Here is a 19,854-nt window from a genome sequence, read left to right on the forward strand (position 1 = left end):
TACAAATTAAGGCGATGCCGACAGGTTTCAACGATGGGCAAGAAATTTTATCGCGTTGGCCAGCATCACGCGGCAGCGATTGCAACTGACGATAATTCTCTTTGTGATTGTATTTGCAGGATTTTCCAGCTTTTATTCACCAGATCCTAATTGATCATCGATAACTCTTTGCCAAACGTGGGGAAGGTTATGGGGAAACTCACGATCTTCACGATCGGATTCGAACTGGGCAACGACACCACCGCAATCAACGGCATGAAAAACTGCGCCACCAGCGCTGCCCATTTCTACCAGGCGTCCGGCACCGGCATCGGTGACGCCTTCAAGTCGATTTCAACCTCGATCCGGAAATTGAGGCTAACGCAATGAAGCATGCAGTGGTATCGGCCCGGATGCGACAAATCCTGAGCGAACGCATTGGGGCCGCCGCAATCGAATTCGCCATCCTGGCACCGATCGTCTTCGCGCTGGTATTCTCGATCTTCGAAGCCGGCTGGATCATGACGCAATCGATCATGCTCGACAGGGCCGTCAGCCGCACTTCGCGCGCGCTGCAGATCAACGGAGCGAAGCTGACCTATGCCCAGTTCAAGGCGGCGGTTTGCAGCGAAGCGATCATCCTCAGCGATTGCGTCAAATCCATCCGGGTCGAGTTCACGCCGATCAGCAGCGCCACCGATTTCCCGACGAATGCAACGCCCTGCGTCGACCGCTCGCTCGCTATCGATCCTGTGACGACTTACACTGCCGGACAGCCGTCGCAGATCATTTTCACCCGAGCCTGCTATGTCGTTAACCCGCTGATACCGGGTCTGGGAATGGGCCTCAGCTTCCCCAAGGACGCGACCGGCGGCATCCGCCTGACGTCCAGCTTTGCCTTTGTGAATGAGCCGATTTGATGCGCAACCCTTATCTTTCCAGAATGCTCCGCGAGCGCTCGGGCGCCTCCGCAGTCGAGTTTGCCCTGATTGCACCCGTGATGATCTTCTTCTTCCTGGCGAGCATCACGGCCTTCGACATGTACCGCACCTACCAAGGTATCGTTCAGGCGAACGGCATCGTCGCCGACGTCATTTCCCGGCAGACATCGATCAACAGCGCATTCATCAGCAATATCTATGGGGTCTTTACCCACCTGCAACAGAGCAGCACTGGTCCGAACGCGCTGCGCATATCGAGTATCAAGAAGACCGGTGGCGCCTACAAACTCGATTGGAAAAACGAAAGCGGAACGGTCGCACTGCTGAAGCCGCAGGTTCTCGACACCAAAACCCTGCCGCAGCTGACAGACGGCGATTCCGTCATCTACATCGAAGGTGTGGCAAGCTATACGACCATGTCATCCATTCTTGGGTTCGGATCGATGACCTTTGCCGAGACGGCCTTTGCTCGCCCGCGATTCATCGGTGCGGTCGTCTATCAATAGGCGCTCCCTTGTTTCGGCGGCGCCGGCTCATAAATTGTTTATCTGGATTTTCTACGGTGCGCCCATGACCACCCGTATGCTGACGACGATCGGCTTCGATGCCGACGATACACTCTGGCAGAACGAACAGTATTACCGGCTGACCGAAGCGCGTTTCACCGAGATGCTGGCGGACTTTGCCGAAGGGCCGAAGATTTCAGAGCGGTTGCTGGAGGCGGAGAAGCGTAATCTCCGCTACTACGGTTTCGGCATCAAGGGCTTCACGCTCTCGATGGTCGAGACGGCGATCGAGATCACGGATGGCAAGGTTCCGGCCGCGGTGATTGCCCGTATCCTCGATACCGGCCGCGATCTCCTGTCTCATCCCGTCGAAACGCTGCCGCATGTTCGCAATACGCTGGAGGCGCTTGCCGAACACTATCTGCTCGTGATGATCACCAAGGGCGATCTCTTCGACCAGGAGCGGAAGCTGGCGCAATCGGGGCTTGGCGACTATTTTCACGCCGTCGAGATCGTCTCGGACAAGACAGCCGTTACCTATCGGCGCATCTTCTCGAAGGTCGGCGGCGGCCCGGAACGGGCGATGATGGTGGGCAACTCGCTGAAGTCCGACATCGTGCCGGCGATCGCTGCCGGCAGCTACGGCGTGTTCGTTCCGCACGAACTCACATGGGTGCTCGAACATGTCGAAGAGCCCACGGAGGCACCACGCTTCCGCAAGATCGAGCATCTCGGAGAATTGCGAAACCTGATCGAGACGCTCAAGTGAGCTCTCGCCCTCATTGCCGCGGCGGAAACAACGGCGATGGCTTCTTGTCGTCGGCAGGCGCCGGGGTGGCTTGTGGCGATGCCGGTTGCGCGGCGGCCTGCGGTTCGATCAGGATGCTGTAGGGAGCACCAAGACCGCGGCGCGGCGACGCCTTGGAGTAATAGGGCCGGAGCAGCCAGGTGGTATTGGTCTTCGCCGTCGTGGTGTAAGTGTCGCCGTCCTCGTCCGTGCCGAAGATCGCCTCGTCATCCGGCGTTGCCAGATCGAAGATCGCCAGGAAAGCAAACTTGCTTTTCGTCGTGAAACTGATCTTCACGTGCTGCCCGACCTTGACCGGCAGTGTGTAGACGCGGCTGTTTCCGAATTTCGTCCAGCCCTTGAGCTCCATCGTCGCGCCGGGAAACTGCAGCTTTTCCAAACGCTCGCCCGGCTGAAGCTCGGGCGACTGCGCCAGCGCGGGCGAAGCCAGCAGCGCACCAAACACGGCAATCGCCATCAGCTTTCTCATGGACGTACCAATGCGTCGCGCATCGCCTCTACCTCGGCGCGGCAGAAGCAACCTTCGAAATGATCGTTGACGAGACCCATTGCCTGCATGAAGGCATAAACTGTGGTCGGACCGACAAAGGTCCAGCCGCGCTTTTTCAGATTCTTGGAAATGATGACGGATGTCGGCGTCGTCGGGTTCGCCATGATCGTCGCGCGGTTGACCACGCCGGGGCGCTCGTTGTGGCCGGGTTCGAAGCTCCAGAAGTATTTGGCGAGCGAGCCGAACTCCTTGCGGAGCTCGATTGCCCGCTTGGCGTTGTTGATCGTCGAGACGATCTTGCCGCGGTGGCGCACGATACCGGTGTCGCCAAGGCAGCGCGCGATATCGGCATCATCGAACAGTGCGACTTTTTCGAAATCGAAGCCGGCGAAGGCGGCGCGGAAGTTTTCGCGCTTGCGCAGGATCGTCAACCAGGAGAGGCCGGACTGGAAGCCTTCGAGGCAGATCTTTTCGAACAGCCGAATGTCGTTCGTGACCGGGCGCCCCCACTCTTCGTCGTGGTAGCGCATGTAGTCCGGCAGGTTGGCGTGCCAGTGACAGCGGTGCTTGCCGTCTTCACCGATGATGATGCCTGTTTCGCTCATGGGTCCGCTTCATTTTCAGCTGCGAATCCGGCTTTACCATTTGCAAACCCTCTTTCCAAACCGAACGATAACCCTGACGAAAAGTTTATCCGTTTCGTCGCCCTTTAATGAAATCGAATTTACCATTCGCTGGCGGGCGCGGTGGCAGGCTGGCGACAGGTGGCGCGTGCCGCCAGTACATTTTCGGCCAGTTGTAGAGAGTAAGTCCGATGATGAAATCCCTTTTGATCGCCGCGGCGTTGCTCGGCGTCTTTTCCACCGCTGCGTTCGGTGACGACCGCTACGCCACGCGTCCGCCGGTCGTGTTGAGCCCCGACCTCGCCGCTCCATGGATCATGCAGCTCGGCGGCGGCAAGGTGCGTCCCGTCGTCTACCAGCGACCGGTCGTCTACCAGCAGCGCGGACTGTTTGCGCCGCGTGTCGCCCCCCGCGCAGCCGTCCAGCGCGTTTCCGCGATCAATCCCGGCGTGCCGGTGATCCGCCAGCAGATCGAACCGCAATATCTGCCGCAGGTGGTCGCCTACCAGACCAAAGAGAACCCCGGGACCATTGTCATCGACACGAACAACCGCTTCCTCTACCTCGTGATGGAAGGCGGGAAGGCGCGCCGCTATGGCGTCGGCGTCGGCAAGCCTGGCTTCGAATGGGCCGGCGCTCACAAGATCACTCGCAAATCGGAATGGCCGGACTGGACGCCACCGTCTGAAATGATCAGCCGCGAAGCCGCCAAGGGACACTACCTGCCGGCAAGAATGGATGGCGGTCCGGAAAATCCGCTCGGTGCGCGCGCCATGTATCTGGGCTCCACGCTTTATCGCATCCATGGCACGAATGCGCCGTGGACGATCGGAAGCGCCGTGTCATCGGGTTGCATCAGACTGCGGAACGAAGACGTTACTGACCTTTACGAACGCGTCAAAGTGGGAACGCGTGTCATCGTCATGTAACGACGCCTCAATACCTGCCGATTGTCACTATTAACCGCAACCTTGGGCGGAAATTGCTGCAACCGGCGCACAAGACTTTGAATCGGATCGAAGTTCGGCTAGCTTCGGTCCGATTTTTTGCTTCGAAGGGGAAACACATATGATGAAACTGACGACGGCTTTCACAGCCGCCGGACTGATGCTCTCTGTCCTGCCCGCCTCTGTACTCGCACAGCCGAACATGCCCGCCCACGATGGTGCTCCGGTGGTTCGCGTCACCCAAATGCCGAAGACCGTGAAGCCGCAATTCAAGCGCCAGCGCGTTCGCCTGGTGACAGATGAGGCCCCCGGCACCATCATCATCGATACCAATCACAAGTATCTTTACTACGTCGAAGGCAAGAACCGTGCGACACGCTACGGTATTGGCGTCGGGCGCGAAGGCTTCGGTTGGTCGGGCGTCGTCAAGATCGCGCGCAAGGCGGAATGGCCGAGCTGGACACCGCCGGCCGAGATGCGCCAGCGCGAGGCTGCCAAGGGTCACATCATCCCGGCCTTCCAGGAAGGCGGGGAGGACAACCCGCTCGGTGCACGCGCCATGTATCTCTATCGTGGCGGCCAGGATACCCAGTTCCGAATTCACGGCACCAACCAGCCGTGGTCGATCGGCCTGAACATGTCGTCGGGCTGCATCCGCATGATGAACGAAGATGTGATCGATCTCTACGAGCGCGCCTCTGTCGGCACGAAGGTCATCGTCGTCGGCCCGGGCAACAAGCAGGGCGAAGTCAGCTTTGACGACCGGGGCGTCGATATTCTGCGCACCATCTTCGGTGGCTGATCACGCCAATTGACGAGAAGTGTGGCGGCTGGGTGACCTGCCGCCTACTTCGATCCGCAGCTTATCTTGCTGCTCGCGGTGAAGGGTTTCGCCGCACCCTCGATCACCAGCTCATAGGTTCCGGAAAATGCCGCGGCCGACTTGCCGTGCTGATCGGCAGCGATGACGAGATCAAGCGTCTGTCCACCGGTTTCGTCGCCGCCGTCATAGAACATCGCGAGACGCAGTTCGCCTGCATGCGACCAGTTCTGTGTGAGGTGGTCCGAGTTGAACACGACCTTCTTGAATACCGGTGAGACGTCCGCGCTCTTGATCATGATGGCGCCGCGGAAATGATTGAGCCTGTGGCCCTCTTTCGCTTCGAAACCGCTCTCGATCGTGAACCGTACGTCCTTGTCGTCGGCGGAACAGAAGAAACGGCTGTCGGCATGTGCGGCCTGTGTGGCACCGCAAAGAACCGTTAGCGCGAGGATGGTACGACGCATTCTGAACTCCCGAGACTGCCGGCAATCGGCAGCGCTAACCTAGTGGCAGATGTCTTAATTTTTCGGGTAGGTCGCCGCCGTAGGCCCAGTCAAGCAATTGGACTGTATGCAGGATCGGGATCGCCGTACCGGTGGCGATCTGCGTCATGCAGCCGATATTGCCCGTGGCGATGACATCTGGTCTGGTCGCCTCGATGTTCTTGACCTTTCGGGCCTTGAGCGCGTCGGAGATGTCGGATTGCAGGATGTTGTAGGTGCCGGCAGAGCCGCAACAGAGATGACCTTCCGCCGGATCACGGACGGTGAAGCCGGCCGCCTTCAGCAGGAGTTTCGGCGCCATCGTGATTTTCTGCCCATGCTGCATCGAACAGGCGGAGTGATAGGTGACCGCCAATGCCCTCGGCATCTGCTTTGGAAGATCGAGCGTCGCGAGATATTCTGTAATGTCCTTGGCCAGTGCGGAAACGCGGGCAGCCTTCTCGGCATAGGCCTTGTCCAGCCGCAGCATGTGGCCGTAGTCCTTGATGGTCGTTCCGCATCCCGACGCCGTGATGATGATGGCATCGAGCCCGCCGGCTTCGATCTCGCGGGTCCAGACGTCGACATTGGCGCGGGCGCTCGCCAGCGCCTGCTCTTCGCGCCCCATATGGTGCACGAGCGAACCGCAACAGACTTCTCCGCGCGGCAACACGACCTCGACGCCAAGGCGCGTCAGCAATCGGATCGCCGCATCGTTGATCGCCGGATCGAGAACGGGCTGTGCACAGCCCGACAGGATTGCGACCCGCCCGCGCTTCTCTGCGACGGGCTGCACGCTTCCCGGTACGGCATAAGCGGAACGCGCCGGCATTCGGCGCGGCGCCAGCGTCAGCATGGCGGCAAACGGCTTGAGGGCCGGATTGCGACGCAGCAGCCCGGCAAGGGGCCGGCCGATGCGCGCGAGCCGCAGCGCCAGACGGAAGCGACCGGGATATGGCAGGACGGCGGCGAGAATGCCACGGGTCAGGCGGTTCATGAACGGGCGCTGGTAGGTCTTTTCGATATGGGCGCGGGCATGATCGACAAGATGCATGTAGTCGACACCCGAGGGACAGGTGGTCGTGCAGGCGAGGCAGGACAGACAGCGGTCTATGTGGGTGACGACTTCGGCATCCGCCGGTCGGTCGTTTTCCAGCATGTCCTTGATGAGATAGATACGCCCCCGCGGACTGTCTAGCTCGTTGCCGAGCGTGACATAGGTGGGACAGGTGGCCGTGCAGAACCCGCAATGCACGCATTTGCGGAGGATCTTCTCGGATTCGGCTACATGTGGGTCTTCAAGTTGGGCTGGGGTAAAATTAGTCTGCATCGTCTAGCTTCCTGCAAGCTTCCCCGGATTGAAGATGCCTGCGGGGTCGAACTTCGCCTTTAATCGTGCGGAAAGCAATTCCACCGGCTCCGGCTGAGGCTGGAAGGCCGCGGTTGAGCCGCGCATCGCCTCGGGCGCACGGACTAGGGTCGCATGGCCGCCGCCGAGCGCCTTGATGAAGCGACGCACCAAGTCCGCCTCGGCATCTGCCTCCATCCGCATCCAGACAAGGCCACCCTGCCAGTCATAAAAGGCATCGACGCCAGTTTCGAGGCGGAGCGCGGCGACGAGCTGGTGGCCGATGCTTGGCGCCACCGACACACGCCAGACCGGCCGCGGCGTTCCGTCCGCATAAGGCAGGACGTCGCGGATCTCCCGCCACAACTGCGCGCTGTCATTGCTTCCCAAGCGCAAAACCGTTCCCAAAGCCGCCATCGCGTTCGCGAGCTTGTCGGCTCGTGCTTCCACCGATCCGGCAAGGCCTTCGATGCGCAGCGCGGTCGCCTCGCCGGCCGGCAGCGTTCCGTCTAAGAATTTCCAGGTTACCGTCATCGGCAGATGCGCTGCGGCCGACACTTCAACAGGCAGCGCCATTGCCGCCGCCATGGCATTGGCCGCCTCAGCGTCGTTGAGGTCCGCAACGAGGATCGTTTCCTCCGTCTTCGGCTTCGGCGGCACGCGGAACGTGACTTCCGTAACGAAGCCGAGCGTGCCATGCGAGCCGGCCATCAGCTTGACCAGATCCAGGCCAGTCACGTTCTTCATCACCCGACCGCCCGCCTTGATCGCCTCCCCGCTGCCATTGACGAAACGGACGCCGAGCAGGCTGTCGCGCGCGGCGCCCGCAACAAGGCGGCGCGGCCCCGATACATTGGCTGCGAAGACCCCGCCGATCGTCGGTTCTCCCGTCGTGCCCATCAGCGGCCGGTGATCCATCGGCTCGAACGCCATCATCTGGCCGTGCTCCGACAGGGCAGCCTTGATTTCGGAGAGCGGTGTCCCTGCCCGGGCGGTCAGCACCATTTCCCCCGGATTATAGGCGACGATCCCGGCAATGTTCGTCGAGCGCAGGCGGCTCGCGGCAGCGACCGCGTTGCCGAAGCCGGCGCGCGTATTGCCACCGCAGATCGCCAGCGCCGTTCCCGCCGCTGCGTGGGCACGAATGATATCGGCGGCATCTTCTTCAGTCGTCGGAAACAGGTCGATCATGCCACCGAACGTCCGTCGAGCGGGAAGACCTTGGACGGATTGAGAATCCAGTCCGGATCAAAGGCGGCGCGAGCTGCCATCTGCTGCGCAAGATCCGCATCCGAATACTGATGGCGCATCAGATCGCGTTTTTCGATCCCGACGCCGTGCTCACCGGTGAGGCAGCCTCCCGCATCGACACAGAGCTTCAGGATCTCCATTCCGGCGGCCTCGGCACGCGCGGCGTCATCAGGGTCGTTGGCATTGAAGAGGATGAGCGGATGCATGTTGCCATCGCCCGCATGAAACACGTTGGCCACCCTGAGGCCATAGCGGTCGATGATTTCGGACGTCTTCTTCAGCACGTAGGAGAGCTGGCTGAGCGGCACGGTGCCGTCCATGCAGATATAGTCGGCGATCCGGCCGGTGGCGCCGAAGGCGGATTTCCGACCCTTCCAGATCAGGGCCGCCTCGGTTGCCGATTGGCATTCGCGAACGGTCTTCACGCCATGCTTGCGGGCGATCTCGACGATGCTTGCCAGCATGTCGTCCATCTCCGCCTCGGACCCCTCCACCTCGACGATCAGAAGCGCACCGACATCCAGCGGATAGCCGGCCTTCGCAAAGGCCTCGCAAATCTCGATCGCGGGCTTGTCCATGAATTCGATGGCGACGGGAATGATGCCCGACGCGATGACATCGGCCACGCAGGAGCCCGCTTCTTCTGATGTCTCGAAGCCGAACAGGACGGGGCGCGCGCCTTCCGGCTTGGCGATCAGGCGAACCGTCGCCTCGGTCACGATGCCCAGCTGGCCTTCATGACCGCAGACGAGGCCAAGCAGGTCGTAGCCGGCCGCATCCAGTCCCTTGCCACCCAGATCGATGACCGTTCCGTCGACAAGAACCATCTTGACGCCGAGCAGATTGTTGGTCGTCACGCCGTACTTCAGACAGTGGGCACCGCCCGAATTCATCCCGATATTGCCGCCGATCGTGCAGGCGAGCTGCGAACTCGGGTCCGGCGCATAAAAGAAGCCATCCGCGGAAACCGCTTCTGAAATGTTCAGATTGGTGACCCCTGCCTGAACGACGGTCGCCCGGTTCGGCAGGTCGATATCGAGAATGCGGTTCATCTTCGACACGCAGACGACGACCGCGTCCTCCTGCGGGATCGCGCCACCGGAAAGCGACGTCCCTGCCCCGCGCGGCACGACGGGCACGCCATAGCGATGGCAGTATTTCATCACGGCAACGACTTCGGCCGTGCTGCGCGGCAGCGCGACGGCAAGCGGCACGCGACGATAGGACACGAATGCATCGGTCTCGAACGGCACAAGCTCGCGGGCCTCGTGGACGAGGCATTCCGGCGGCAGCAGATCGATCAGATCGGTGACGATCTGGCGGCGGCGCGCAAGAACATCATCGCGCGGGGCGAGAAACGAAATGGCGTCGGACATGGCTCTCTCCCTTCGCAAAACAAGGCGTCGACGCCGAGCTGCGAACAGCTTCGGCTTAGCACTTTCCCGAATGCGGCGCAAATGCTAAGCACTTATGCCAAAAGAAGAAAATATCAGGGCAACATGACAAATCTGGGTGATCTCGAAATCTTCGCCAAGGTCGCGGCGACCGGCAGCATGTCGCTTGCCGGACGTGCGCTTGGCTTCTCGCCGGCCGTTGTTTCCAAGCGCATCAAGAGGCTGGAAGACAGGCTCGGCACACGCCTCTTGCAGCGCACGACGCGGCAGATCTCGCTGACCGAAGCAGGACAAGGATTCTACGATCGCGTGCTCGGCATTCTCGCAGGGCTGGAGGAAGCGGAGTTCTATATCTCCGGACGCTCGGCGCAGATGCATGGCACGCTGAAGGTCTCGGCCCCGACATCGTTCGGGCGCATGCATATCGCACCGCATCTGAAGGCGTTCATGGACATGCATCCGGCGCTGGCGATCAACCTCGTGCTCAGCGACGAGTTCAGCGATATCGTTGGTGGCGGCTTCGATCTGGCGATCCGGATCGCCGAATTGACGGATTCCAGCCTCGTCGCGCGACGGCTTGCTCCGGTGCGCCGGCTGCTGTGCGCCTCGCCCGCTTACCTCGCAACCAACGGCACGCCGCAAACGATTGAGGACCTGAAGCACCATCGCTGCCTTCCCGCACACAACAATGATGTGTGGCGACTGGAAGGGCCAGACGGTGCGCTTTCCATGCGACCCGAAGGCTTGCTCATCACCAATTCCAGCGAGGTCATTCGCGAGGCGGTCATCGCCGGGCTCGGTATCGCGCTGCGCTCCACGTGGGATATCGGCGAAGAGCTTAAAAGCGGGCGCCTCGTCCAGGTCTTGCCTGCCTACGAGGGGTCGCGCAACGTGACGCTATCGGCCGTCTATCCGAGCCGGCAGTTCCTGCCCGCAAAGGTCCGGTTGTTCATCGACTATCTGGCCGACCTTTACGGACCAGTTCCCTACTGGGAGCGCTGAGCGCTCCTAGCGGGCCAGATCGAGATAGGCCGATGCCACCATCGCATCGATATCGGCCGGCACCGGAACGACACAGGACTCCGGACCGACGGCCCGCTGGGCAACCCGCTCGAGGCATCGGACCTGCAGGGTAAAGCCGAGGTCCATCGATTCCACGGAATTGCCCAAGGGGCGCGGGCCGGCGAGATTGGCCATGTGGCCGCCGCCGAGAATGTGGATCAGGCGACCGTCCTTGAGATGCAGCGTTTCGATGCCATCGGCCTCGTAGCGGCTGATCTCAACGACGTCCTCGTGTCCATGGAACGCGGCGACGTCGATCTCATTCGGGAAGTGCCCGCCGTTCATCAGGATCGCACCATCCTTGATCAGCGGAAGGTCGCGCGCGGTGACGATGTCGGGATGACCCGTGACGGTGATCAGCACATCCGCCGAGCGGATCGCCTGGTCGCGCAACGGCGTCACAAAGCCATCGAGATGCGCTTGGAGCGACGTGACCGGATCGATATCGACGACACTGACCTGGGAGAAGGCGTTGCGGAAACAGGAAGCCGTGCCCTTGCCACAGGCCCCATAGCCAAAGACGGTAACGCGTTTGCCGTTGGTCGAGCGGTTGGTGAAGCGCATGTAGCTTTCGAACAGGCTTTGGCCGACGGCGTGCCTGTTCTCGGCGAATTGCTTGATCGGGCTGTCGTTGATCACCAGGATCGGCATGTTCAACTGTTCGCGCATCGGCAGCAGGCGTGTGCGACCGGACGTCGTCTCCTCCGTGCCGCCGAGAAGGCTGGCGTATGGATGTTGCGCGGCGATGGCAAAGAGATCGCCGCCGTTGTCGAGAAGCAGATCCGGTTTCTCGGCAACGACTGCCTCGAGGCTCTGATGATGAGCGACCGGGTCGGTCGTCTGCGTTGCGAAGACCGTCACTCCCTGAGCTCGCAGAAACTCGACCGTCGCGGGCTGGGTGCTGTTGAGGTTGCCTGTGCAGACGAGACGCGCGCCACCCGCCCGCAAGGTCATCAGAAGCGCCACGGTTTTCGGCTCAAGATGGATGCCGGTGCCGATTGTCAGTCCCTCGAAGGGCCTTGTATTACGAAACTCGGCGGCCGTTGCTTGCAGCAGCCGGCAGCTGCGACCAATCCAATCAATTCGTGTTGCGCTAGTTGTCATGCTTCAGGTCCCTTCGCGTTTGTCGCATTGTTAGACGGAGCCGCGGCGGAGGGACACGGACATATTTCTGCGGCTGACGCAGAAAATCTGCCTCCCCCGTTCCCCCCACAGCCTGAAAATGCTGTGGATTCGGTCGCTCTAACATTAGCCGGCAATCGAATTTAACGAAAAATCGCTGTATAAATGCCATAGTCTCGACTTAACGGTGCACGGCCTGACAACGTCGTTGATTGCGACAAGACACAGGCCCATATTAATTCTTGCAGCATGACGCGATCAGAGCAATTCGTGACGGTTTTCTCAAATCGAAACCGAAACGAAACGCTCTAATGGTAAGTATCGAAACTGCCGCGCATGCAACGAAACACATGGATCGCGCAAGCTCCAGATTGGATATTGTATAGCGACCGTGAAAGGAACGATAAAGGTGACCCGACCGTTGACTCTTCTTGCCCGACTGGCCTCTGACGTACAGCTGATGTTCCGGCGCCCACCGCGCCAGCAATATGCTGCGCTCTGCTATCGGACGAACGAGAAGACGAAGGCGCTCGAGGTCCTGTTGTTGACGAGCCGCGACACCGGTCGCTGGGTGATCCCCAAGGGCTGGCCCATGGATGGACGCACCTCCTATGAAGTGGCAGCGCGCGAAGCCTACGAAGAGGCCGGCGTTCGCGGAACTGTCGAGAGCGACACGCTTGGGTGCTATCATTATCCCAAGGTTCTCAAGAACGGCCTGAAAGTGATCTGCAAGGTTCAGGTCTACGCGCTCCAGGTTTCGACGATCGCCAAGAATTTCAAGGAAAAGGGCGAGCGGCGCGTGGAGTGGGTTTCCTGCGACGAAGCGGCGAAGCGCGTGAATGAACCCGAACTGCGCGACCTGTTCCTACTGTTCAAGCGCCGCATGACGGAGCAGCATGCCGAAAGCGCGCTGACGCAAATTCCGGCGGAATGAATCCCGCGATCTTGCGCCTGCGAATACCGGGGCGCTAAAGCAGGATTCAGCCATAAGGAACAGCATGCCCGACCGCCCCCCCGTCCTCACCAAAAGAACGCTCGACAAGGACCTCGACAGGCTGACGCATGTCGAGGACGCATCGAAGTATGTTTCCAGGAAGCTGGTGGCGCCGGGTATCGGGCTTGTCTTCCTCGGTCTGGCGATGCTGTTTGCAGGGGTTTATGTCTTCGACCGCCCAGGCGCGGTGCTCGTGATCGCTGCCGCCGCGCTCGCGGCCTATATGGCCATGAACATCGGCGCGAACGACGTGACCAACAACGTGGGCGCGGCTGTCGGCGCACGCGCCATGACGATGGGCCAGGCGCTGGTCATCGCGGCAATCTTCGAGATCCTCGGCGCAACGATCGCGGGCGGCGAGGTCGTGAAGACCATATCGTCCAGCATCATCGATGCCGTGCAGGTCCCCGCGGGTCTCTTGGCCTGGATCATGATGGCCGCGCTGATGGCCGCCGCCTTGTGGATCAACCTCGCGACCTGGATGAACGCACCGGTTTCGACCACCCACTCGATCGTCGGGGCGGTGATCGGGGCCGGCATCGGCGCCGTTGGCCCCGGTCCGGTGAACTGGCGGGTCATGGCCGAGATCACCTCCAGCTGGGTGACATCGCCCCTGATCGGCGGGATCATCGCCGCCGGCATGCTTTTCCTGGTCAAGACGTTCATCATCTATCGCGAGGACAAGATTGCCGCCGCGACGCGATGGGTGCCTGTACTGATCGCCCTGATGGTCGGCAGCTTCACGGCCTACATGATCCTCCAGCTTGAGACGCCCGGCTCATTCTCCTCGCTAAGGATCCTGCTTCTGGGCGTGGCGGCTGGTTTCATCGCCTGGATCATTGCGCGACCGCTGGTGCGGCGTCGGGCACAAGGGCTGGAGAACCGTAACAGTTCGCTTCGCGTGCTCTTCCAGTTGCCGCTGATCGGCTCGGCGGCGTTGCTATCCTTCGCGCATGGCGCAAACGACGTTTCGAACGCGGTCGGTCCGTTGTCTGCCATTGTGCGCGTATTGCTGGGGCACCCGCTGGGCGACCCCACCGCGCCTCCTCTTTGGGTCATGCTCATCGGCGCGCTCGGCATATCGGTCGGCCTGCTGCTTTTCGGCCCGCGCCTGATCAGGCTCGTCGGTGAACAGATCACCAAGCTCAACCCGATGCGGGCCTATTGTGTGGCGCTTTCGACGGCAATCACGGTCATCGTCGCTTCGTGGCTCGGGCTGCCGGTCAGTACCACTCATATCGCCGTCGGCTCCGTCTTCGGCGTCGGCTTCTTCCGCGAATGGTATACTCGCCATTCCAAGCGCCGGGTCGCGTATATTCGCAGCAAGGCGGAGGTCTGGACCGTCGAGGAGCCCGCGGACCCGAATACGCACGAGGTCCGTCGCCGCTACCTCGTTCGCCGCTCGCATTTCATGACGATCATCGCCGCCTGGGTCATTACCGTGCCGGCGTCGGCTGCGCTTGCGGCCATGATCTATTGGGTTATGTTCGCGCTCTTTGTCTAAGGGGTTCCTGATGCGCGCAAATTTCCGGATGCAACGGCTGTTCGTCGACGCGCCGCTCTCGCTTGGCGGCGCGGCGGAGGCAACAGCCGATCAGTTCAACTATCTCGCCAACGTGCTGCGCATGACCGACGGCGCCGAGATCCTGGTGTTCAACGGGCGTGACGGCGAATGGAAGGCCCGCCTGTCCTTTCCGAGCCGCAAGCGCATCCTGGTCGTCGCCGAAGAACAGACGCGGCCACAACCTGCACCCTCGGACCTGCACTATCTCTTCGCGCCACTGAAGGTCGGACGGCTCGATTATCTCGTGCAGAAGGCCGTCGAGATGGGCGCCGGCGTGCTGCAGCCGGTGATGACCCAGCATGTGCAAGGCAAGATCACCAACCTCGACAAGCTCAAGGCAAATGTCATCGAAGCCGCAGAGCAATGCGGCATCCTCGGCATTCCCGATGTCGCCGAGCCGATACGACTGTTCGACCTGCTGGACGGATGGCCGACCGAGCGACGGATCATCTATTGCGACGAGGGCGATGCCGGGCAAAACCCGCTGCCGCTGCTGTCCAAAATTACGGAACGGAAGCTTGCGCTGCTGGTCGGTCCGGAGGGTGGTTTCTCCGAGGAAGAGCGTACTCGGCTGCGCAGTCTCGATTTCGTCACCGCCATACCGCTTGGCCCGCGAATCCTGCGAGCGGACACCGCGGCGGTTGCCGCCATGGCTGTGATCCAGGCGGCGATCGGAGACTGGGAGTGACGGGCGAAAGCCCACTAAGCAACACCGCTGCTATTTTTTTGATCGCCCGTTGAAACAAATTCACTTGCAACATACCTGCCAGCGGTCCTAATCACCCTTCCATGTCCGTTTCCCCCGGACGTTCCCCAGATACAGGTTACTTGAATGGCTCGTGACACTACCGACCAGACGCCGCTCTCTTCGGTTCAGGAGCTGACCGATTATCTCGCGGCTGGGAACAAGCCGAAGGACGCATTTCGGATCGGCACCGAGCATGAGAAGTTCGCCTTCTTTCGTGCCGACAACAGCCCGGTGCCTTATTTCGGCGAGAACAGCATTTCCGGCCTGTTGAAGGGACTTGAGGCGAAGAGCGGCTGGGATCCCATTCTCGACGGCGACAACATCATCGGCTTGGCCGAGCCGAAGGGCATGGGCGCGATTTCGATCGAACCCGGCGGCCAGTTCGAACTCTCCGGCGCACCGCTGGAAACCATTCACGAGACCTGCAAGGAATCGAACCAGCATCTGGCAACGCTGCGCGAGATCGCCGAGCCGATGGGCATCCGTTTTCTCGGCATTGGCGGCAGCCCGAAATGGACGCTTGCCGAAACGCCAGTGATGCCGAAGTCCCGCTACGAGATCATGACGCGCTACATGCCGAAGGTCGGCAGCAAGGGTCTCGACATGATGTACCGGACCTGCACGATCCAGGTGAACCTGGACTTCTCGTCCGAGGCCGACATGCGCAAGAAGATGCGCGTCTCGATGAAGCTGCAGTCGCTGGCGACGGCGCTGTTTGCCTCTTCTCCCTTTACCGAAAGCAAGCTGAACGGCCTCTTGTCTTGGCGCGGCGATATCTGGCGCGACACCGACAACAACCGCTCCGGTCTTCTCGATTCCACCTTCCGCGACGACTTCGGTTTTCATGACTATGTCGAGTGGGCTCTCGATGTGCCGATGTACTTCATCGTGCGCGACGGACGCTACCACGACTGTACGCATGTCACGTTCCGCCAGTTCATGAACGGCGCCCTGAAGGGCGAAGTCGCGGCCTGGGAGCCCACGATGGGCGACTGGACGAACCACCTCTCGACACTGTTCCCCGATGTTCGGCTCAAGCGATTCCTCGAAATGCGCGGCGCCGATGGCGGACCGTGGCGGCGGATCTGCGCGCTGCCGGCTTTCTGGGTCGGGCTGCTTTATGACGAGGGGGCGCTTGATGCGGCCGACATCCTGACCAAGGACTGGACGTTCGATGAAGTCCAGGCCCTTCGCAATGCGGTTCCGGTTCAAGGGCTGAAGGCAAAGTTCCGTGGCCATGATCTCTATGAAACGGCCCGCGAAGTGATCGCCGTTTCGAAGGCTGGCCTGAAGGCGCGCGGCAAGCTCAACAAGGAAGGTCAGGACGAAACCATCTTCCTCTCGCCGCTCGACGAAGTCATGGCCAAGAAGGCAACGCTGGCCGAGGATCTGCTGGCGCTGTACCACGGCCGCTGGAATGGCTCGGTGGAACCTGTCTTCGATGAGTATCAATACTAAGCGGTTGTAAAAAGCCGTTTGCGCATCCCTTTTTCCGGCTATAGTGGCGCGATTATGCGTCGCAAACCGGGAAAGGGATTTCCATGCTGCCACTCTTCGACATGATGATGCAGGCGCAGAACGGCGCGGCGATGGACGCGGTCTCCCGGCAGTTCAACCTTGCACAGGAACAGGCAACCAAAGCCATGGCCGCGCTGATGCCGGCATTTTCGGCCGGATTGAAGCGCAGCACCAGCAACCCCTACGATTTCATGGGATTGATGCAGGCGGTCGCGTCAGGAAATTACGCCCGGTACTTCGAGGACATGAGCAGGGCCTTCACGCCGCAGGGGATCTCTGACGGCAACAACATCCTTGCGCAACTGTTCGGCTCGAAGGAAGTGTCGCGCGCGGTGGCGGCACAGGCGGCACAGATGACCGGCATCGGGCAGGAAATCTACAAGCAGATGCTGCCGGTTATGGCCGGCACGTTGATGGGCGGACTGTTCAAGCAATCGATGGGACAGATGAATGCGCCGGTAAACCCGTTCGTCAACACGGCGATGGGTGAGAGCATTCAGCAGTGGCTGCAGAGTACCGGCTTTGCGCCCCGGGAAAAGCCAGCTCCGGAGCCGAGCATCTTCGACAATCCGTTCACGCAGGCGATGCAGCTGATGTTCAGCGTGCCAAAGCCGGAGCCTGAGAAGCCAGCCATCAACCCGTTCCTCGACAACCCCTTCGCCAAGGCCTTTCAGGAGATGATGGGCAACCTTGGAAAGCCGGTCGCGCCGCAGCAACCAGAGCCTCCCAAGGCGGAGGCTAAAGCCGAAACGGAAAGCTACATGGACATGCTGAACACCATGTTCGACAGCGGCCTGGAAGTGCAGAAGAGCTACCAGAAGAGCATGGAAGCGATCTTCGAAACCTATATGCCGAAGGCGCCGCCCGCCTCCCCTCCAAAGGCATAAAAAAACCCGGAGACGGCTTGGGGCCGGCACCGGGTAAGAAGCAGGGCTATTGGCTATCACCCTGCGGGGAAAACTGGGGCCGGCCCTACTCTTCGTGGGACCGGAACATCGAATTGCGTGCGCGATTGCGCGCCGAACGCGTCAAGTGATCCGACGGATCCTCGAAGAAGGTCGACGTAAGGAACGCCGAGGTCAGATCAGCCCGTGACAGGCCGATATCCTTCAACAGATTGTCGTCGAGGTCATGCAGGCGGTTGATCTCCATACGGTTGCGGAACACGCGCAGTACGGATGCCAACGGTGCAAAAGCATAGCCAAGACGCTGTGCAAACGTCATGCTGGCCTGGTTGCAGTCGAGTTCAAGTATCCGGTCTGTCGTGCGCATGGGACGATCCTTTCGTTGGCGCGCAACAACCCACCCTTCCCGCGAGGTCAAACGGGAAGAAGCAAGTTGAAATCGGAGCGGACAGGCAGGGCGCCGGTCCTTCGCTGTGATTGATTTGCACGCTCAAGATGCCAAACGGCTATTGATCAGTCCAACGAATGTTTCTAATGATTATCATCAGAGATCGTTATAGGTGAGATCATGTCCGCGCCTCTTGATATTGACCAGTTGCAGACCTTCATCGCCATCGTGGATTCCGGCAGCTTCACGAAGGCCGCCGATCGCGTCTACAAGACGCAGTCCGCCGTCTCCATGCAGATGCGACGCCTCGAGGAGCGTATCGGCAAACAGCTGTTCATCAAGGACGGCCGCGGCAACCGGCTGACGTCGGAAGGCGAAAAGCTGCTGAACTATGCCCGGCGCATGATCCGTCTCAACAACGAGGCCATCGCGGCCTTCGACGACAATCGTCTCGAGGGAACACTGCGCATCGGAACGCCGGACGACTATGCCGACCGCTATATGCCGGAGATCATCGGCCGTTTCGCCAAGACGCATCCGAATGTCGAGATCTACATCGTCTGCGAACCCTCGGTGGATCTCGCCGAGCGCATCACGCGCGGCGAGCTCGACGTTGCACTCGTGACGCACAACCCGCGCGAACGCATGTCGGACGTGGTACGAACGGAGCCGCTCTGCTGGGTCGGCTCGGCGAACCACCCGATCCGCGACGACGCACCAGTTCCGCTCGCTGTCGGACGACGCGACTGTCAGTGGCGCCAGCTTGCCTGCTCGGCGCTCGATGCGGTCGGCCGCGAACACCAGATCCTCTTCACCAGCTGGTCCTGCACCGTTATCGCGGCTGCGGTTCTCGCCGGCATGGCCGTCTCCGTTATGCCGGAATCGGCGCTGCGCACCGGCATGAAGGTGCTGAGCCAGGCAGACGGTTTCCCCGCCCTGCCCCCGGTTCAGATCGGCATCATGAAGCGGCCCGGCGTTTCGATCTCGCTGATGAACGCGATCACGGCGCATATCAGCGCCTGCCTCGACAACATCACGCCGGCCGTTATCGAGGAAACGCTCGATGCGGACCTGAAGAACGCCTATGGCAGGGTGGAGCCCCGCCTCAAGGTCGCCAACGCAGTCCCGAGCTGGTAACTATCAGGCGGGAACAGCCGAGAAGAAGGAAGAGCGGATCACGCCCTTCCATTCTTCCAGAATGCGTCTGGCAAGCGACGCCTCGCTGACGACCGCAAGGCGAATGGAAGCGCCGATCAGGTGGCTGAAAAGGTAGGTGCGGGCTTCCATATCGACAGTCGTCAATTCCGGCGCGATGCGGCGCACCGCGTTGTGGAAGATATCGGCAATACGCGTGGAGTGCTCGATGTTCAGGCGCAGGAGATCCTGGTCGGTTTCGGTTCCCATCCAGATTCCGAGATAGGCGGCGTCGTTGCGGTACTCGTCATAGTGCCAGTCGATGGTCGTCGCGAGCACGTCGAGCGCGTCATCGACTGAATAAACCTTTGAAAAGGCGTCGGAAATTCTGGCCTGGATGGTAGACGCGTGCCGGTCGAACAGCGCTTTGACGATCGCGGCCTTTTCCGGGAAATACTGATACACCGAGCCGATCGGCACCTTGGCTGCAACTGCCAGTTCCGTCATGCGCATGGCGCTGACACCCTTTTCGGCGATCAGCCCTGCTGCCGCGGATAAAATGAGATCCAGCCTCTGGATGCTGCGTTCCTGTTTTGGCTTCCTGCGGAGGCCGATGCGATCAAAATTTTCGACGTTCATGTCGTTCCCCAACCAGCGTTTTTTTACTGCGCGGAAGATCGCTCCAACCGCCGCGTTGGCCGATATGGCATGCAGGTCTTCATGGTGGGTAAACGAGAAGCATCGAATTTTAACGATTGCGAAAAGCATAAACAAATCGGGGCGATACACCCCGATTTGGTCGTTTTTGGCGATGGTTTTGCGCGGCC

Annotated in this window: 22 protein-coding genes; 13 read left to right on the top strand and 9 right to left on the bottom strand. The window is 60.7% G+C overall.

What is annotated here, in order from left to right:
• The first annotated feature begins 189 nt into the window (after positions 1 to 189).
• The 4 genes from QTL94_RS26080 to QTL94_RS26095 all read left to right on the top strand — a co-directional run bounded on the left by QTL94_RS26080 (position 190) and on the right by QTL94_RS26095 (position 2,195).
• Positions 190 to 369: a hypothetical protein gene (locus tag QTL94_RS26080; RefSeq protein WP_289803529.1), complete on the top strand. Its 180-nt coding sequence runs from the start codon at positions 190 to 192 to the stop codon at positions 367 to 369.
• Positions 366 to 899 carry a TadE/TadG family type IV pilus assembly protein gene (locus QTL94_RS26085; RefSeq protein WP_289803530.1) on the top strand — a complete coding sequence of 178 codons (534 nt, stop codon included), beginning with the start codon at positions 366 to 368 and terminating at the stop codon, positions 897 to 899. The genes QTL94_RS26080 and QTL94_RS26085 overlap by 4 nt, the downstream gene beginning before the upstream one ends.
• A complete protein-coding gene (locus QTL94_RS26090) occupies positions 899 to 1,426 on the top strand; it encodes a TadE/TadG family type IV pilus assembly protein (RefSeq protein WP_289803531.1) in 528 nt (175 codons plus the stop codon). Before QTL94_RS26085 ends, QTL94_RS26090 begins: the two co-directional genes overlap by 1 nt.
• 64 nt (positions 1,427 to 1,490) lie before the next feature.
• Positions 1,491 to 2,195 (top strand): HAD family hydrolase, encoded by a 705-nt coding sequence (locus QTL94_RS26095; RefSeq protein WP_289803532.1) that lies wholly within the window; start codon positions 1,491 to 1,493, stop codon positions 2,193 to 2,195.
• Between the two features lie 10 nt (positions 2,196 to 2,205).
• Here QTL94_RS26095 and QTL94_RS26100 read toward each other — a convergent pair whose 3' ends face one another.
• Both QTL94_RS26100 and QTL94_RS26105 read right to left on the bottom strand, forming a co-directional pair.
• The gene (locus tag QTL94_RS26100; protein WP_502944189.1) at positions 2,206 to 2,691 is read right to left on the bottom strand and encodes a hypothetical protein; all 486 of its coding nucleotides are present in this window, start codon (positions 2,689 to 2,691) and stop codon (positions 2,206 to 2,208) included.
• Positions 2,692 to 2,699: 8 nt separating this feature from the next.
• On the bottom strand, positions 2,700 to 3,329 hold the full coding sequence (locus QTL94_RS26105) for a DNA-3-methyladenine glycosylase I (protein WP_289803534.1): 630 nt from the start codon (positions 3,327 to 3,329) through the stop codon (positions 2,700 to 2,702).
• A gap of 209 nt (positions 3,330 to 3,538) precedes the next feature.
• On the opposite strand from QTL94_RS26105, the gene QTL94_RS26110 reads away from it, so the two are divergent.
• Complete coding sequence (locus tag QTL94_RS26110) at positions 3,539 to 4,276, top strand: L,D-transpeptidase (protein ID WP_065689609.1); 738 nt, start codon at positions 3,539 to 3,541, stop codon at positions 4,274 to 4,276.
• Between the two features lie 139 nt (positions 4,277 to 4,415).
• Positions 4,416 to 5,096 (top strand): L,D-transpeptidase, encoded by a 681-nt coding sequence (locus QTL94_RS26115; protein WP_065689608.1) that lies wholly within the window; start codon positions 4,416 to 4,418, stop codon positions 5,094 to 5,096.
• A 44-nt stretch (positions 5,097 to 5,140) separates the two neighbouring features.
• Here the strand turns inward: QTL94_RS26115 and QTL94_RS26120 are convergent, their stop codons facing one another.
• From QTL94_RS26120 to QTL94_RS26135, 4 genes are read right to left on the bottom strand one after another with little or no spacing between them, the layout of a single operon-like run.
• The gene (locus QTL94_RS26120; protein WP_065689607.1) at positions 5,141 to 5,581 is read right to left on the bottom strand and encodes a hypothetical protein; all 441 of its coding nucleotides are present in this window, start codon (positions 5,579 to 5,581) and stop codon (positions 5,141 to 5,143) included.
• A gap of 34 nt (positions 5,582 to 5,615) precedes the next feature.
• The gene (gene glcF / locus QTL94_RS26125) at positions 5,616 to 6,929 is read right to left on the bottom strand and encodes a glycolate oxidase subunit GlcF (RefSeq protein ID WP_289803535.1); all 1,314 of its coding nucleotides are present in this window, start codon (positions 6,927 to 6,929) and stop codon (positions 5,616 to 5,618) included.
• A gap of 3 nt (positions 6,930 to 6,932) precedes the next feature.
• Positions 6,933 to 8,138, bottom strand: coding sequence for a glycolate oxidase subunit GlcE (gene glcE, locus QTL94_RS26130; RefSeq protein ID WP_289803536.1), 1,206 nt, complete (start codon positions 8,136 to 8,138; stop codon positions 6,933 to 6,935).
• A complete protein-coding gene (locus QTL94_RS26135) occupies positions 8,135 to 9,574 on the bottom strand; it encodes an FAD-linked oxidase C-terminal domain-containing protein (RefSeq protein WP_289803537.1) in 1,440 nt (479 codons plus the stop codon). Before QTL94_RS26135 ends, glcE begins: the two co-directional genes overlap by 4 nt.
• Positions 9,575 to 9,697: 123 nt before the next feature.
• Here QTL94_RS26135 and QTL94_RS26140 point away from each other — a divergent pair, with 123 nt between their 5' ends.
• On the top strand, positions 9,698 to 10,594 hold the full coding sequence (locus tag QTL94_RS26140) for a LysR family transcriptional regulator (RefSeq protein ID WP_289803538.1): 897 nt from the start codon (positions 9,698 to 9,700) through the stop codon (positions 10,592 to 10,594).
• Between the two features lie 6 nt (positions 10,595 to 10,600).
• Here QTL94_RS26140 and QTL94_RS26145 read toward each other — a convergent pair whose 3' ends face one another.
• The gene (locus QTL94_RS26145) at positions 10,601 to 11,758 is read right to left on the bottom strand and encodes an adenosylhomocysteinase (RefSeq protein ID WP_289803539.1); all 1,158 of its coding nucleotides are present in this window, start codon (positions 11,756 to 11,758) and stop codon (positions 10,601 to 10,603) included.
• A 439-nt stretch (positions 11,759 to 12,197) separates the two neighbouring features.
• Here QTL94_RS26145 and QTL94_RS26150 point away from each other — a divergent pair, with 439 nt between their 5' ends.
• The 5 genes from QTL94_RS26150 to QTL94_RS26170 all read left to right on the top strand — a co-directional run bounded on the left by QTL94_RS26150 (position 12,198) and on the right by QTL94_RS26170 (position 17,487).
• Positions 12,198 to 12,710 (top strand): NUDIX hydrolase, encoded by a 513-nt coding sequence (locus QTL94_RS26150; protein ID WP_065689601.1) that lies wholly within the window; start codon positions 12,198 to 12,200, stop codon positions 12,708 to 12,710.
• A 64-nt stretch (positions 12,711 to 12,774) separates the two neighbouring features.
• A complete protein-coding gene (locus QTL94_RS26155) occupies positions 12,775 to 14,274 on the top strand; it encodes an inorganic phosphate transporter (protein WP_289803540.1) in 1,500 nt (499 codons plus the stop codon).
• Between the two features lie 10 nt (positions 14,275 to 14,284).
• The gene (locus QTL94_RS26160) at positions 14,285 to 15,022 is read left to right on the top strand and encodes a 16S rRNA (uracil(1498)-N(3))-methyltransferase (protein WP_289803541.1); all 738 of its coding nucleotides are present in this window, start codon (positions 14,285 to 14,287) and stop codon (positions 15,020 to 15,022) included.
• 144 nt (positions 15,023 to 15,166) lie between these two features.
• Positions 15,167 to 16,540 carry a glutamate--cysteine ligase gene (locus tag QTL94_RS26165; RefSeq protein WP_289803542.1) on the top strand — a complete coding sequence of 458 codons (1,374 nt, stop codon included), beginning with the start codon at positions 15,167 to 15,169 and terminating at the stop codon, positions 16,538 to 16,540.
• An 83-nt stretch (positions 16,541 to 16,623) separates the two neighbouring features.
• Positions 16,624 to 17,487, top strand: coding sequence for a DUF937 domain-containing protein (locus QTL94_RS26170; RefSeq protein ID WP_289803543.1), 864 nt, complete (start codon positions 16,624 to 16,626; stop codon positions 17,485 to 17,487).
• Positions 17,488 to 17,572: 85 nt separating this feature from the next.
• Here QTL94_RS26170 and QTL94_RS26175 read toward each other — a convergent pair whose 3' ends face one another.
• Positions 17,573 to 17,872 carry a YjiS-like domain-containing protein gene (locus tag QTL94_RS26175; protein WP_289803544.1) on the bottom strand — a complete coding sequence of 100 codons (300 nt, stop codon included), beginning with the start codon at positions 17,870 to 17,872 and terminating at the stop codon, positions 17,573 to 17,575.
• A 201-nt stretch (positions 17,873 to 18,073) separates the two neighbouring features.
• Between QTL94_RS26175 and QTL94_RS26180 the strand changes: the two genes are divergently transcribed.
• The gene (locus QTL94_RS26180) at positions 18,074 to 19,030 is read left to right on the top strand and encodes a LysR substrate-binding domain-containing protein (RefSeq protein WP_065689595.1); all 957 of its coding nucleotides are present in this window, start codon (positions 18,074 to 18,076) and stop codon (positions 19,028 to 19,030) included.
• Positions 19,031 to 19,033: 3 nt separating this feature from the next.
• Here QTL94_RS26180 and QTL94_RS26185 read toward each other — a convergent pair whose 3' ends face one another.
• The gene (locus QTL94_RS26185; protein WP_289803545.1) at positions 19,034 to 19,666 is read right to left on the bottom strand and encodes a TetR/AcrR family transcriptional regulator; all 633 of its coding nucleotides are present in this window, start codon (positions 19,664 to 19,666) and stop codon (positions 19,034 to 19,036) included.
• Positions 19,667 to 19,854: the final 188 nt, after the last annotated feature.

This window comes from Rhizobium sp. S96, assembly GCF_030382195.1.
Taxonomy (GTDB): domain Bacteria; phylum Pseudomonadota; class Alphaproteobacteria; order Rhizobiales; family Rhizobiaceae; genus Rhizobium.

Excerpts from the sequence above, each read along its gene's own strand:
- QTL94_RS26080 (WP_289803529.1), top strand. The coding sequence starts at position 190 with ATGGGGAAACTCACGATCTTCACGATCGGATTCGAACTGGGCAACGAC.
- QTL94_RS26085 (WP_289803530.1), top strand. The coding sequence starts at position 366 with ATGAAGCATGCAGTGGTATCGGCCCGGATGCGACAAATCCTGAGCGAA.
- QTL94_RS26090 (WP_289803531.1), top strand. The coding sequence starts at position 899 with ATGCGCAACCCTTATCTTTCCAGAATGCTCCGCGAGCGCTCGGGCGCC.
- QTL94_RS26095 (WP_289803532.1), top strand. The coding sequence starts at position 1,491 with ATGACCACCCGTATGCTGACGACGATCGGCTTCGATGCCGACGATACA.
- QTL94_RS26100 (WP_502944189.1), bottom strand. The coding sequence starts at position 2,691 with ATGGCGATTGCCGTGTTTGGTGCGCTGCTGGCTTCGCCCGCGCTGGCG.
- QTL94_RS26105 (WP_289803534.1), bottom strand. The coding sequence starts at position 3,329 with ATGAGCGAAACAGGCATCATCATCGGTGAAGACGGCAAGCACCGCTGT.
- QTL94_RS26110 (WP_065689609.1), top strand. The coding sequence starts at position 3,539 with ATGATGAAATCCCTTTTGATCGCCGCGGCGTTGCTCGGCGTCTTTTCC.
- QTL94_RS26115 (WP_065689608.1), top strand. The coding sequence starts at position 4,416 with ATGATGAAACTGACGACGGCTTTCACAGCCGCCGGACTGATGCTCTCT.
- QTL94_RS26120 (WP_065689607.1), bottom strand. The coding sequence starts at position 5,581 with ATGCGTCGTACCATCCTCGCGCTAACGGTTCTTTGCGGTGCCACACAG.
- glcF (WP_289803535.1), bottom strand. The coding sequence starts at position 6,929 with ATGCAGACTAATTTTACCCCAGCCCAACTTGAAGACCCACATGTAGCC.
- glcE (WP_289803536.1), bottom strand. The coding sequence starts at position 8,138 with ATGATCGACCTGTTTCCGACGACTGAAGAAGATGCCGCCGATATCATT.
- QTL94_RS26135 (WP_289803537.1), bottom strand. The coding sequence starts at position 9,574 with ATGTCCGACGCCATTTCGTTTCTCGCCCCGCGCGATGATGTTCTTGCG.
- QTL94_RS26140 (WP_289803538.1), top strand. The coding sequence starts at position 9,698 with ATGACAAATCTGGGTGATCTCGAAATCTTCGCCAAGGTCGCGGCGACC.
- QTL94_RS26145 (WP_289803539.1), bottom strand. The coding sequence starts at position 11,758 with ATGACAACTAGCGCAACACGAATTGATTGGATTGGTCGCAGCTGCCGG.
- QTL94_RS26155 (WP_289803540.1), top strand. The coding sequence starts at position 12,775 with ATGCCCGACCGCCCCCCCGTCCTCACCAAAAGAACGCTCGACAAGGAC.
- QTL94_RS26160 (WP_289803541.1), top strand. The coding sequence starts at position 14,285 with ATGCGCGCAAATTTCCGGATGCAACGGCTGTTCGTCGACGCGCCGCTC.
- QTL94_RS26165 (WP_289803542.1), top strand. The coding sequence starts at position 15,167 with ATGGCTCGTGACACTACCGACCAGACGCCGCTCTCTTCGGTTCAGGAG.
- QTL94_RS26170 (WP_289803543.1), top strand. The coding sequence starts at position 16,624 with ATGCTGCCACTCTTCGACATGATGATGCAGGCGCAGAACGGCGCGGCG.
- QTL94_RS26175 (WP_289803544.1), bottom strand. The coding sequence starts at position 17,872 with ATGCGCACGACAGACCGGATACTTGAACTCGACTGCAACCAGGCCAGC.
- QTL94_RS26180 (WP_065689595.1), top strand. The coding sequence starts at position 18,074 with ATGTCCGCGCCTCTTGATATTGACCAGTTGCAGACCTTCATCGCCATC.
- QTL94_RS26185 (WP_289803545.1), bottom strand. The coding sequence starts at position 19,666 with ATGAACGTCGAAAATTTTGATCGCATCGGCCTCCGCAGGAAGCCAAAA.